Annotated in this window: 12 protein-coding genes, 1 rRNA gene and 1 riboswitch; of the genes, 4 read left to right on the forward strand and 9 right to left on the reverse strand. The window is 38.3% G+C overall.

All coding sequences use genetic code 11. The annotated features are described in order from the left end of the window. Nucleotides 1-162: 162 nt before the first annotated feature. Nucleotides 163-1,715, reverse strand: a 16S ribosomal RNA gene (locus MKZ18_RS19055). 686 nt (nucleotides 1,716-2,401) lie between these two features. Here MKZ18_RS19055 and MKZ18_RS19060 point away from each other — a divergent pair. Continuing rightward, nucleotides 2,402-3,982: an AMP-binding protein gene (locus MKZ18_RS19060; RefSeq protein WP_061785397.1), complete on the forward strand. Its 1,581-nt coding sequence runs from the start codon at nucleotides 2,402-2,404 to the stop codon at nucleotides 3,980-3,982. Nucleotides 3,983-4,101: 119 nt separating this feature from the next. Then, nucleotides 4,102-4,779, forward strand: coding sequence for an MgtC/SapB family protein (locus MKZ18_RS19065; RefSeq protein ID WP_025908101.1), 678 nt, complete (start codon nucleotides 4,102-4,104; stop codon nucleotides 4,777-4,779). Nucleotides 4,780-4,795: 16 nt separating this feature from the next. Here the strand turns inward: MKZ18_RS19065 and MKZ18_RS19070 are convergent, their stop codons facing one another. The 8 genes from MKZ18_RS19070 to MKZ18_RS19105 form a co-directional block, all read right to left on the reverse strand. After that, the gene (locus tag MKZ18_RS19070) at nucleotides 4,796-5,410 is read right to left on the reverse strand and encodes an NAD(P)-dependent oxidoreductase (protein WP_081801806.1); all 615 of its coding nucleotides are present in this window, start codon (nucleotides 5,408-5,410) and stop codon (nucleotides 4,796-4,798) included. Next, a complete protein-coding gene (locus tag MKZ18_RS19075; protein ID WP_061785380.1) occupies nucleotides 5,382-6,149 on the reverse strand; it encodes a sirohydrochlorin chelatase in 768 nt (255 codons plus the stop codon). The genes MKZ18_RS19070 and MKZ18_RS19075 overlap by 29 nt, the downstream gene beginning before the upstream one ends. Before the next feature lie 16 nt (nucleotides 6,150-6,165). Further along, nucleotides 6,166-6,945 (reverse strand): uroporphyrinogen-III C-methyltransferase, encoded by a 780-nt coding sequence (gene cobA / locus MKZ18_RS19080; protein ID WP_025908098.1) that lies wholly within the window; start codon nucleotides 6,943-6,945, stop codon nucleotides 6,166-6,168. 118 nt (nucleotides 6,946-7,063) lie between these two features. Next, nucleotides 7,064-7,663, reverse strand: coding sequence for an adenylyl-sulfate kinase (cysC, locus tag MKZ18_RS19085; RefSeq protein WP_025908097.1), 600 nt, complete (start codon nucleotides 7,661-7,663; stop codon nucleotides 7,064-7,066). A gap of 12 nt (nucleotides 7,664-7,675) precedes the next feature. Continuing rightward, entirely contained in the window at nucleotides 7,676-8,824 is a 1,149-nt protein-coding gene (gene sat / locus MKZ18_RS19090; protein WP_061785381.1) for a sulfate adenylyltransferase, read from the reverse strand. Nucleotides 8,825-8,861: 37 nt separating this feature from the next. Then, nucleotides 8,862-9,917, reverse strand: coding sequence for an inorganic phosphate transporter (locus tag MKZ18_RS19095; RefSeq protein ID WP_025908095.1), 1,056 nt, complete (start codon nucleotides 9,915-9,917; stop codon nucleotides 8,862-8,864). Nucleotides 9,918-9,936: 19 nt separating this feature from the next. Continuing rightward, nucleotides 9,937-10,647: a phosphoadenylyl-sulfate reductase gene (locus MKZ18_RS19100; RefSeq protein WP_025908094.1), complete on the reverse strand. Its 711-nt coding sequence runs from the start codon at nucleotides 10,645-10,647 to the stop codon at nucleotides 9,937-9,939. Between the two features lie 95 nt (nucleotides 10,648-10,742). Beyond that, nucleotides 10,743-10,886: a YezD family protein gene (locus tag MKZ18_RS19105; protein ID WP_076512348.1), complete on the reverse strand. Its 144-nt coding sequence runs from the start codon at nucleotides 10,884-10,886 to the stop codon at nucleotides 10,743-10,745. A gap of 104 nt (nucleotides 10,887-10,990) precedes the next feature. Further along, a riboswitch (SAM riboswitch) is annotated at nucleotides 10,991-11,097 on the reverse strand. Nucleotides 11,098-11,319: 222 nt separating this feature from the next. Here MKZ18_RS19105 and cdaS point away from each other — a divergent pair. Both cdaS and MKZ18_RS19115 read left to right on the forward strand, forming a co-directional pair. Continuing rightward, complete coding sequence (gene cdaS / locus MKZ18_RS19110) at nucleotides 11,320-11,943, forward strand: sporulation-specific diadenylate cyclase CdaS (protein WP_025908093.1); 624 nt, start codon at nucleotides 11,320-11,322, stop codon at nucleotides 11,941-11,943. 209 nt (nucleotides 11,944-12,152) lie between these two features. Beyond that, nucleotides 12,153-13,583: an alanine/glycine:cation symporter family protein gene (locus MKZ18_RS19115; RefSeq protein ID WP_061785383.1), complete on the forward strand. Its 1,431-nt coding sequence runs from the start codon at nucleotides 12,153-12,155 to the stop codon at nucleotides 13,581-13,583. The last annotated feature ends 98 nt before the right edge of the window (nucleotides 13,584-13,681 follow it).

Here is a 13,681-nt window from a genome sequence, read left to right on the forward strand (position 1 = left end):
ACTGAACAAAGCTTCAAAACGTACGTCTTGTCTAGCTACGGCTCCTAGTCATTCGATCGTTTCACTTTTGTCAACGAAACCAAATAACGGTTTCCCTGTCAAAAGCTCCAACGCTTTTCATGACTAAACAATCGCCTTCGCTTTTCATGTAAAAATCCTTAGAAAGGAGGTGATCCAGCCGCACCTTCCGATACGGCTACCTTGTTACGACTTCACCCCAATCATCTGTCCCACCTTAGGCGGCTGGCTCCATAAAGGTTACCCCACCGACTTCGGGTGTTACAAACTCTCGTGGTGTGACGGGCGGTGTGTACAAGGCCCGGGAACGTATTCACCGCGGCATGCTGATCCGCGATTACTAGCGATTCCAGCTTCATGTAGGCGAGTTGCAGCCTACAATCCGAACTGAGAATGGTTTTATGGGATTGGCTTGACCTCGCGGTCTTGCAGCCCTTTGTACCATCCATTGTAGCACGTGTGTAGCCCAGGTCATAAGGGGCATGATGATTTGACGTCATCCCCACCTTCCTCCGGTTTGTCACCGGCAGTCACCTTAGAGTGCCCAACTAAATGCTGGCAACTAAGATCAAGGGTTGCGCTCGTTGCGGGACTTAACCCAACATCTCACGACACGAGCTGACGACAACCATGCACCACCTGTCACTCTGTCCCCCGAAGGGGAACGCTCTATCTCTAGAGTTGTCAGAGGATGTCAAGACCTGGTAAGGTTCTTCGCGTTGCTTCGAATTAAACCACATGCTCCACCGCTTGTGCGGGCCCCCGTCAATTCCTTTGAGTTTCAGTCTTGCGACCGTACTCCCCAGGCGGAGTGCTTAATGCGTTAGCTGCAGCACTAAAGGGCGGAAACCCTCTAACACTTAGCACTCATCGTTTACGGCGTGGACTACCAGGGTATCTAATCCTGTTTGCTCCCCACGCTTTCGCGCCTCAGCGTCAGTTACAGACCAAAAAGCCGCCTTCGCCACTGGTGTTCCTCCACATCTCTACGCATTTCACCGCTACACGTGGAATTCCGCTTTTCTCTTCTGCACTCAAGTTCCCCAGTTTCCAATGACCCTCCACGGTTGAGCCGTGGGCTTTCACATCAGACTTAAGAAACCGCCTGCGCGCGCTTTACGCCCAATAATTCCGGATAACGCTTGCCACCTACGTATTACCGCGGCTGCTGGCACGTAGTTAGCCGTGGCTTTCTGGTTAGGTACCGTCAAGGTACAAGCAGTTACTCTTGTACTTGTTCTTCCCTAACAACAGAGTTTTACGACCCGAAAGCCTTCATCACTCACGCGGCGTTGCTCCGTCAGACTTTCGTCCATTGCGGAAGATTCCCTACTGCTGCCTCCCGTAGGAGTCTGGGCCGTGTCTCAGTCCCAGTGTGGCCGATCACCCTCTCAGGTCGGCTATGCATCGTTGCCTTGGTGAGCCGTTACCTCACCAACTAGCTAATGCACCGCGGGCCCATCTGTAAGTGATAGCCGAAACCATCTTTCAATTTTCTCTTATGCAAGAGAAAATGTTATCCGGTATTAGCTCCGGTTTCCCGGAGTTATCCCAGTCTTACAGGCAGGTTGCCCACGTGTTACTCACCCGTCCGCCGCTAACGTCATAGAAGCAAGCTTCTAATCAGTTCGCTCGACTTGCATGTATTAGGCACGCCGCCAGCGTTCATCCTGAGCCAGGATCAAACTCTCCGAAGAAATGTTTGACTTGCTCATAAAAGTTTAAAAAATTAACGTTGACGTTTGTCGCTTTGTTCAGTTTTCAAAGTTCAACGTCGCTCGGAAGCGACCTTTTAATATTACCAAGTTACTACTGTGAAGTCAATAACTTTTTTAAAATAATTTTCCGCTTTTTTTCAGCGTGTCTGCTGTGTTATCTCAGCGACATTTAATAATATATCATTATTTTATTTATATAGCAACTGCTTTTTTGATATTTTTTTAAAAAATTAACTATAGTAAAAAAATCATTTTACTAGATGACTGACCTTTTATAGGAATAGAACTTTTCATTCTCACATATCTTCTAGTAATAACATTGAATAGATAGGAAGTTGATGTCATGAACCTATGGATTTCAATCGCTCTGTACGTATCCTTTATTATGTCCATCTTTTTAATTTCTCAAGCATATTTCGAATCTTTGCGCTTAATGAACTCTGAAGGAAAGGTAAAAGGAATTCCTTTCGTTTTTCTATCGTCCTTAAGTTTGTTTTTTACACTTTTAACTTCTTACTTTTATCAATTACTCTATTAACAAATTTCTCTATGCTTCGACAAATTCCCTCTGACAGGTTGTCGAAGTTTTTTTATGAAACATAAAGAGAGTGCTGGTACAATATTAAATGAAAGCGCAATCATTAAGTAGGGGGGAACTAAGATTGATGCTAAAGAATTTAACAATTGGCCAATTATTAAAAGAAACAAGCACTGCATTTAAAAATCACCCAGCCACTATTTACTCTCAAGAGAATATTCACTATACGTATAACGAATTGTATAACGAAACGGGAAAAGTTGCAAAAGCTCTACTAGGATTAGGAATTAAAAAAGGAGACCATATTGCAGTTTGGTCTACCAATCGCTTGGAATGGATTTTACTTCAACTCGCTTCTGCTCGAATTGGTGCCGTACTAGTTACAGTAAATACAAGTTATCAAGAAGCCGAAGTAGAATATCTTTTAAATCATTCAGATACAACCGCCCTTTTCTATATTGATTCCTTTAAAACGACTTCATATTCATCAATCATTGCATCTATTGTCCATAAACTTCCGAGACTACAACATCTAATTAGTATCGATAATAAAAACCAAAAAATGAATTGGAATCAATTTCTACTATATAGTATGAACATTTCAGATGAAGCACTAACTCTCGCTGAACAAAATGTATACCCTGAAGAAGTAATTAACATGCAATATACTTCTGGCACTACCGGGTTTCCCAAAGGCGTTATGCTTAGTCACAATAATATAGTAAATAACGCTCTTTTAGTAGCTAATGCAATGAAGCTATCTCACCAAGACAAACTTTGTATCCCTGTACCTTTCTTTCATTGTTTTGGTTGTGTTATGGGATTATTAGCATCCGTATGTGTTGGAGCGACCATGGTGCCCATCGTTGAATTCAATCCTACCGTTGTACTTGAAACTGTTGAAAAAGAAAAGTGCACTGCTTTACACGGCGTACCCACTATGTTTATTGCTGAACTAAATCTTCCAAATTTCCATGATTACGATTTATCAAGTTTACGAACGGGAATTATGGCTGGATCGAATTGTCCTACCGAAGTAATGAAACGCGTAATGAATGACATGGGAATTAACGAAATCACCATTGCCTATGGACAAACTGAAAGCTCACCTGTTATTACTCAAACAACAACTACCGACTCCCTAGAAAGAAGGGTAACAACCGTTGGAAAAGCTCATCCTCACGTACAGGTCAAAATCATCGATCCGATAAACGGACACGTATTACCAATAGGTGTTCAAGGAGAACTTTGCGCAAAAGGCTACTTAATCATGAAGGGATATTACAAAATGCCTGAAGAAACAGCCAGGGCCATTGACTCTGACGGGTGGCTTCATACTGGTGATTTAGCCGTCATTGATAATGAGGGATATATTAAAATTACCGGTCGCTTAAAAGATATGATTATTAGAGGCGGGGAAAATATCTATCCTCGCGAAATCGAAGAATTTTTATACCTTCATCCAAAAATTGAAGATATTCAAGTGATTGGTGTTCCCGATAAACATTACGGAGAAACAGTGGTGGCTTGCATTAAATTAAAGCCAGGTGTAGAAGCAACAGCATCTGAAATTAAAGAGTATTGCAAAAACAAACTTTCACACTTTAAAATACCTGAGTCTATCTATTTCGTAGAAGCATTTCCGATGACCGCATCTGGAAAAATCCAAAAATATAAATTACGAGAACAACTTCAAAATTTTTCATAAAAAATGATATTTTTCATCTCTAAACACTAAAAATGGTTTACTATACTAACTATACATATCTGTCCTGATTTTATCATACAGATATAAAACAACACAGTTTAGTGAAATAGGTGAATTAGATGGATCATCAAATGTTATTGAAACTTGGCATATCTGCTCTATTAGGACTTATTATCGGATTGGAGAGAGAATTAAAGCGTAAGCCTGTAGGCTTAAAGACGTCGCTTGTCATTTCAATTATTAGCTGCTTATTAACCATTGTCTCAATTGAGTCCTCTCACATTTTTAACGATGGTGATAACATTACTATGGATCCACTGCGTTTAGCAGCGCAAATTGTATCTGGTATTGGATTTCTTGGTGCGGGAGTTATTTTACGCAAAGAAAATGACAGTATCTCAGGGTTAACAACGGCTGCCATTATATGGGGAGCTGCTGGTATAGGTATCGCTGTAGGAGCTGGCTTTTATACGGAAGCATTTATAGGGGTTATTTTGCTCATTATTAGCGTCGAACTGCTTCCATTTTTAATTACGGTTTTCGGACCAAAACAGCTACGTGAAAAAGAGCTTATCCTTCAACTGAAACTTGCTAATAAACATAATATTGTTGAGACAACAGCTAGCATTAAAGAAAAAGATATTACAATAAAGAATATCCGTATTAAAGATTTAGATACGGGGCAACTATATATTCGAATGAAGGTGTCCGTTCACCAAAAACGCCCTACCACTGAAGTTTATTACGAAATACAGAAGATTTCAGGCATTCGAAGCATTGAAATTGAAAATGTCTAAAAGGCTATAATGCCTTTTAGACATTTTTTAATTTCTTTAAAAATTGTTCCTGGGATCTTTCTGATAATCGAAGCTCCTCCTCTGTCGCTTCTGTTAATAACTTATACTTTTCCACATGTGGTAGATTCATGCTGTGAATAATTTCTCTACACTGCTTTAAAAAAGACGTGTATTGTGTATAACTATCGTCAAACTGAACCTTTAACTCACTAATAAGCTTCTTTGTCAACAAAGGACTTGCACCATTTGTGGATACGGCAACTGATAGATCTCCTCTTGAAAAGCTCGCAGGTATATAGACATTTCCTTTTGTGTGAGCACTAGCCATATTAATAAGCTGGTGTTCACTCTTTTCTTTCTCTACTATATCTAAAGCGTCAAGTTGATTAGTAGCTACTACAACAAGAAATACGTGAGCTAAGTCTTTCTTTTCTAAGCAGCGCTTTTTCACCTTTATTTTCCCTTGCTTGTCCCATTCATGAATTTCATCATCCACATGTGGAGAAACAACTATGATCTCTGCTTTATGTTCCAACAGCTTGCGTATACGCCTAACCGCTACTTTTCCTCCGCCAACAATTAAAATGGTTTTACCTTCTAAATTAAGAGTAACGGTAAACATCATATTCATTGCCTTGACTGTTTAATAATTTGTTCACTTGATTTTGTAAGATATTACTTAACCTATCATGGTAGCCTAAATAATTTGCTAAGATAAACTCTTGTTCAGCTTTATTCCATTTTTTTAACTCTGTTCGAATTTCGTTCATCAAAATCCCTGTAAATAAGAGATATGGCAACACAAACACTTGTGAATAGTTTGATTCACTTGCCTGTTTTAAGCCCTCTAAAAGCTTTGGTGTTGTGGCAGCCAAATAACAAGTATCTACATGCTGAAACCCACCTTTATGTGCCAAGCGTTGAGCAATTTCATGAAAATCCTTTTTGACTTCAGGATCACTACTTCCACGACCTACTAATAGTACCATTGCGTCTTTTTTAATGGTAACTTCAGTCTCCTTAATTCTCTCTATCAAGATATCCACAATTTGATTGTCAACACCAAACGGGGTACCATAAACAACTTTGATATGTGGATAGTGTTGATAAACTTTGTGTATTTCTTCCGGAATATCTACTTTAGCATGACCAGCTGTTAACAATAAGATAGGGACAATTGCGATTCTAGTAGCTCCTTGCTCCACACACCTCTTAAAACCTTGTTCAATTGTAGGTTCTGCTAATTCGAGAAAACATACTTCTTGAATGGGAACATCAATCTTCGATTTGCTTCTTTCAATAAATTCAATGGCTTGATCACAGCCCTTTTTTACTCGGCTACCGTGACAAATATACAATACTGCATCCATACCATTCACCTCTTTACTAAGCCTCTTCAACACAAGCATATTGTGTAAAAGCTAATTTTTCAAACCAATTTAGCTTTTCATGAAAGCGAACAACCTCGCCTACAATAATTATACTCGGATTTCCTACCTTCTCTTTGTTTACGATATTAACAATTGTATCTAGCGTACCGCTAACCGTGCGCTGCTGTTCAGCATACGTTCCCCAATTAACGAGTGCAATAGGCGTATCTTTTGATTTTCCGTGCTCCATAAGCGATTCACAAATATAAGGTAGGTTTTTAACACCCATGTAAATCACCAATGTATCAACAGCTGTTGTTAACTGCTCCCACTTAATGGCTTTACGAGGCTCGTCTTGACGATGCCCTGTTATAAAAGCTACACTTGCACTATAGTCACGATGTGTAACAGGTATTCCCGCATATGAAGCTGCAGCAATTCCCGATGTAACCCCAGGAATAATCTCAAAGTCAATATTATTCTCTACAAGAGCTTCTGCCTCTTCCCCTCCTCGTCCAAATACAAAAGGGTCTCCCCCTTTTAAGCGCACGACAACTTTACCTTTTTTAGCAAACTTCACTAGAAAGCTATTAATTGTTTCTTGTTTCAACGTGTGATAATTAGGCAACTTACCACAGTAAATGATATTCACTTCTGCTTTAGCATACTCTAATAACTCTTTATTCACCAAGCGATCATATAAAATTACATCTGCTTTTTGAATAGCTTTTATTGCTTTAACCGTAACTAACTCTGGATCTCCTGGACCTGCCCCAACCAAATACACCTTCCCCATTTTTCTATTTCACCCTCTCAATATTATTAATCTACTCTTATTGATGAATAAAGCAAAGGCCCTCACGATGCAAAGCACAGCTTTGCTCTTGCGATGTGAGGGCCTTTATTTATATCTTTTAAATAAATTTTTTATTTGTTAAGTATGCTAAAACTGTTTCAACACACTCTTCAACAGTTTGATTAAATGTATTTACGACCAGTTCAGCATTTTCTGGAGCTTCATAAGGTGAATCGATACCTGTAAAGTCACGAATTTCACCACTTCTCGCTTTCTTGTAAAGCCCTTTTGGATCTCGTTTTTCACACTCTTCAAGCGGGCACTCTACGTAAACTTCTACAAATTCATCCGCTTCTAATAGCTCTCTTACCTGCGTACGATCTTCTTTAAATGGTGAAATAAAGGCTGTTAAGACAACTTGCCCACTGTCAACAAACAGCTTCGAAACTTCTCCGATACGACGAATGTTCTCAGTACGATCTTCAGCAGAAAAGCCTAAATTTTTATTTAAACCAAAGCGAATATTATCCCCATCTAATACATAGTTGCGAATGTTTTTTTCAAACAATGCTTGTGCTACTGCGTTTGCAACGGTTGACTTGCCTGAACCCGATAAACCAGTAAACCATAATACAAAGCTATAATGTCCGTTTTGTTGTCTTCTTGCTTCTTTATTAATGCCTGATTCGTGCCATGTAATATTTGTTGATTTACTCAATTCAACCGCCCCTTAATTTGAAGTTACTGTTTGCTGTAATCCTTTTATTAACACTTCAATTACTTCTTTTCGGCTAAACGTACTTGGTGGAACTTCACCATTTCGAAGCATTTCACGTACTTTTGTTCCTGATAAAATGACATGGTCTTCTTTTTCATGTGGACATGTTTTAGTTGAAGCCATTCCTTCACACTTCTTGCAGTAGAAGCTGTGTTCAAAGAATAATGGCGTAATACCAAGTTCATCTTCTGTAAAGTTATTAAAGATTAGCTGCGCATCGTATGTGCCATAGTAGTCACCTACACCAGCATGATCGCGACCTACAATAAAATGCGTGCATCCAAAGTTTTTACGTACTAATGCATGGAAGATAGCTTCTCGAGGACCAGCATATCTCATTGCTGCTGGGAAAACAGCTAAGAATACGCGATTTTTTGGATAATAGTTTTTCAACAATACCTCATAGCTTTCCATACGAATATCCGCTGGAATATCATCAGATTTTGTTTCTCCTACAAGTGGATTTAGAAACAATCCATCAACAATTTCTAAAGCTGATTTTTGAATGTATTCATGAGCACGATGAACAGGATTACGAGTTTGAAAACCTACAACTTTCTTCCAGTTACGTTCTTTAAAAACCTCTCTTGTTTGTGCTGGATCTAAATAATATGTTTCAAATTTATCTTTTTGCGTACGATTTACAAGTACAATTGAACCTGCCACATATACATTTGGACGTTCAAATAATTTACGCACTCCCGGATGAGCTAGCTCTGCCGTACGGTAAACATACTCTGCTTCTTTTTCCTTATTAGGCTTATACGTCTCAGATACTGTTAAAACACCGTAAACCACACCATCTTGAACAAGCTTAACTTGATCTCCTACTTGTAGCTCATGTGCTTTTTCTTCTGTAACAGGAAGAGTAATTGGAATACTCCATACTGTCCCGTCAGCTAACCTCATTCCTTCCACAACAGCTTCATAATCACGCTGTCCTAAGAAGCCTGTAATAGGGCTGTATCCACCAATTCCAATTAACTCTAAATCACTTAATGCAATATTATCTAATTCAATCTCTTTCGTAACACCTGTATAATCATAATCAGGTTGATATAAATTAACTAACTCTCCACCATGTGCTTGAATCGAACTCATTCTAAACTCCTCCTCAATGAATAACTAATATTTATCTTTAAGCAGTCATCTTTTGGTTTTCTTGTTTTTGTTTTGTTGTTTTAATTAAACTAAGAATGCCATAAGTTGCAATACAACCGCTTATCAATACCACAAACGCATAAAAATCTGTTTCAACCACTAATTTCACTAAACCGTAAGAGATAACGAGAGAAAAAACCGGCGATACAACCCATACCTTTAACATCTGAACAATGACCTGTCTTTGATCAGATGTAAAACCAGATTTAGCTGCCCCTATTCCAATGATAGAAGATGTTGTAACCTGCGTTAAAGGGACAGGGAGTCCAAATACGGAAGCTGCGGTAACAAGCGACGCACCTGTTCCAGAAATAATACACCCTTCACCCACCGTGAAATCCGTGATTTTCTTCCCATTTGTCTCAATTACTCGATCTCCTAAAAGTAATGCACCAACCGCAACGGCTAACCCACCTGCTATAACGCCAGTTGATGTACTGATCATACCAGCTCCAACAAGCGGGCCTACGGCGTTTGCTACGTTGTTCATACCGGCTGAAAAAGCTTCAAAAAAACCGGTAGCTATTACTAAAACTGCAAGTGGCTTTTTCCACTTTTGCTGAGTAGGCGTTTTTTTCTTTTTTAATAACCACCCACATACAAAGGCAATTACAAACGAAATAATCGGTACAATAACCCAAAAGCTCATAACAATTAATAGCTTTTGTATATAAACAGATTGATAGGCAATCCCAACACCTACAACTGATCCTACTGTCACTTCACTAGTTGATAGTGGTATTCCAATTAAATTAGCAAAGAATAATGATAGAGTGGCAGAAGCTAAAATAATGATAACTAGCTCCACCGTTAGAATACTTTCTGGGATAATACCAGAACCAATGGTTTTAACAACTTCTCCTCCACCGATAACAGCACCTAGTAAAATACCTAGTGCACATATAACTAATGCCACTTTGCGATGCTTAATGGCACCTGAACCGTAAGAGACTCCCATAGCAGCAGCTGCACCACTTGCGCCAATATTCATCGCAAAAAAGAGGGCGATTGCAAAAGCAATGTAAACAAGCATAAATTTTCAGCTCTTTCATTTAAGATTCATGTAAGCCACATTCCACTTTCTTAGTACCTGCCCATCTTCCAGATCGTAAATCTTCCATGTTATAGGCAGGTAGCGTACAGGGCTCACATCCAATGCTTGGATACCCTTGATCGTGAAGTTTGTTATACGGCAAGTTATGCTTATATACATATCGCCAAATTTCTTTCCAAGACCAATGAATTAATGGGCAAACTTTAATCTTTTTGAATTTCTCGTCCTTATTAAAAAACTCTGTTTTACTTCTTGATTCAGATTGTTCTCTTCTTAACCCTGAAATCCAAGCATCATACGGAGCAAGTGATTCTTTTAAAGGAATAATCTTGCGAATTTGACAGCATAGGTTAGGCTCAGTTTTCCAAAGTTCATCTCCATGCTTTTCAGCTTGCTCTTTTAGCGATAGGTTAGGCTTTTTCATTTGGATACGTAAATCTGGAAACCTCTCTTTAATTGCTTCAATGACTTCGTACGTCTCTTTAAAATGAACACCTGTGTCTAAAAAAACAATGTGAGCATCTTTTTTCACTTTTGAAATTAAATCAATTAATACAATTCCTTCAATTCCAAAGCTAGATGCGTAAATAAGAGAATCACCATAATGGTTATATGCCCACTCTAATGCCTTTAAAGCTCCCTTTGTTTCATCTTGCTCATCAAAAGTCGGAAATTGATTTGGCCAATTTTCATACGTATATACACTCATGATTTTCACTCCAATACTTTGTTATCCAATCAAAAAAGACGGTTTTACCCCCATAATGAAGGATAAAACCGCCTCTAGTTTGTCTAGTCAGCTATTTATTTAATTCTTACTTTTTCATTTTTCTCGAGTTGAACTACTTTCCCATCTTGAACCACAAGCGTGATTGAGCCAAACTTCATGTCGCTTAACATTTTTTCTACGCTTGCAAAAACAGAATTTAAGTCAGAGTTTTGTGCCATCACAGTCCCTCCTTATTTGTTAACAATATATTCAACAGGCTTCTGTTTTTTCATGAAAAATAAAAAGTCTTCCACATCTGAAAGACTGATTAGGCAACAAATTCACCTTATCTTTCAAAATGAAAATCATTTTGTTGGAGTTAGCACCTTGCACAACATGCAGGTTGCTGGGTTTCAAAGGGCCAGTTCCCTCCACCACTCTGGATAAGTATTTTTTAAAAATTTTAGCATATTTAGAATATTTGTCAACAGTAAAAATAATTTATCCGATAAGAAAACTATACTTTAAATTAACAGAAATATCTATTATTTTTTCATTATATGAGCAATTTTTTTGGGCGTCACTCTTAATTCACACCGTTATAGTATAGATTTATGTCTTTCGTACACATTAAAACATAATAATTATTTTAGATTGGAGCTATGTTCAATGATGGAAAGTCACTCTTTTCAATTAGATGATGTAATTAAACAAAGTTTACACAATCATTTAAGTCAAATAGCAGCGGAAGCAACCAAAATTCAGCAACATCTAGAAAGCAGTGACCACTGTGTTTTATGTGATTTTGAAGACTTAAGAAAATTATTTCAAAGCGTACAGTCCACAGCTGCATCCTATTATTTAAGACACTACTTGTCTCCTTACACCCACGAATACGCAGCTCTTTCACTCGCGATACATAGTTTATCTGAGAAACATCATGGAGCTTTAATGGTTATTGAGAGAAATGACTCAGTGGAGCACTTAATTCAAAAAGGAATTCCTATTCACGCTCCCGTTACGTCTACGCTCGTTGAAACAGTTTTTTATCCTGGAAATCCATTACATGATGGTGCCATTGTGATTAGAAACAATCAAATTATTTCGGCTGCTAATGTTTTACCACTGTCCACAAAAGTACTGCAAAAGAAGCTTGGAACACGCCACCGTGCAGCTCTTGGTATGTCTGAACAGTGCGACGCACTTATTTTAGTTGTATCAGAAGAAAGCGGTCGAATATCTTTTGCTTTAGAAGGTAGCTTATATCCAATCCATTCCAGCAAAAACATCCTGTAAGTGACTACACCTGCCTGACATCATACCTTATAGTTATAAAAAAAGAGATTACACGATAAAAAAAACTTATTACAGGTTGCCTTTTATACGTCTAACGCGCTATAATCACTAATGTCAGAAAACCTTACACATTTTAAAAAAGCATCATTAAAATGACTCTTTTTATGAACAGCTAAGGTTAATCATTATTAAGGGAGAGAACTTTTAGGATGGAAACCATATCGACTCTATTCAGCAGCTTTGTGGATGAAGCCAATAATTTTTTATGGACCTACATATTAATTGCGCTTCTTTTATTAGTTGGATTATATTTTACAATTCGTACAAAATTCGTTCAGTTTAGTCAGTTCAAAGAAATGGTTCGCTTGTTAGGTGAAGGCGCTAAAACAGACGGAAGCGATAAAAAAGGAATTACCTCCTTTCAAGCTTTTGCTATTAGTACAGCAGCTCGTGTAGGTACTGGGAACCTTGCTGGTGTTGCTTCTGCAATTGCTCTTGGGGGCCCTGGAGCAGTGTTTTGGATGTGGGTTGTTGCTTTAGTTGGATCAGCATCAGCTTTTATTGAAAGCACCCTTGCTCAAGTATATAAAGTAAAAGACAAAGACGGTTTTCGTGGTGGTCCTGCTTACTACATGGAAAAAGGTTTAAACAAACGCTGGATGGGTGTTTTATTTTCCATCTTAATTACAATCTCATTCGGATTAGTATTTAACTCTGTACAAGCTAATACTATTTCACTTGCTTTTGAAGAAGCTTTTGGCGTTAATCGCTTAATTGTTGGTGTTGTTGTTACAGCCATTGTAGGTGTTCTCATTTTTGGTGGTATTAAACGAGTAGCCAAAGCATCAGAGTTAATTGTAGTAGTAATGGCAGTTGTATATATTGGACTAGCATTAGTTGTTTTAGCTATTAATATTACAGAAATTCCACATATGATCGCATTAATTATAAAAAGCGCTTTTGGATTTGAAGAAGCATTTGCCGGTGCCATCGGTGCTGCCATCATGAATGGTATCAAACGCGGATTATTCTCCAACGAAGCTGGTATGGGTAGTGCACCTAACGCAGCCGCAGCGGCATCTGTCAGTCACCCAGCTAAGCAAGGTTTCATTCAAGCTCTGGCTGTCTTTAACGATACGCTAATCATCTGTAGTTGTACTGCATTTATCGTGTTATTATCTGGTGCGTATGCAACGCCTGGACTTGAAGGAATTCAATTGACTCAAGTTGCGTTAAGTACACATATCGGTGGATGGGCTGTTCAATTCATTGCTATCATTTTATTTATGTTTGCATTTAGCTCATTAGTAGCTAACTATTATTATGGAGAAACAAACATTGAATTTTTAACATCAAACAAAATCTGGTTAAACCTTTATCGATTCGGGGTTATCTTAATGGTATTGTTTGGTTCAGTTGCAAGCTTAGGCGTTGTTTGGGGACTTGCAGACTTATTTATGGCCCTAATGGCAATTACAAACCTAATTGCAATTGTTTTACTAGGAAAAGTTGCAATTGCAGTCTTAAACGATTACTTGTCTCAGCGTAAAGCAGGAAAAGATCCTGTTTTCTACAAAGATTCTGTTAAAGGCTTAGAGAATTTAGATTTCTGGGAACGCTCTCGAGAAATTGATAAATAATAAAGGAGCAGCTATTATGCTGCTTCAGACTGTAGACAAACTGGAAGAAATCCAGTTTGCCTACAGTCTTTTTTATTTTACAATGGAAGTACTACATA

Source organism: Priestia sp. FSL W8-0001 (assembly GCF_038050335.1).
Classification (GTDB): domain Bacteria; phylum Bacillota; class Bacilli; order Bacillales; family Bacillaceae_H; genus Priestia; species Priestia flexa.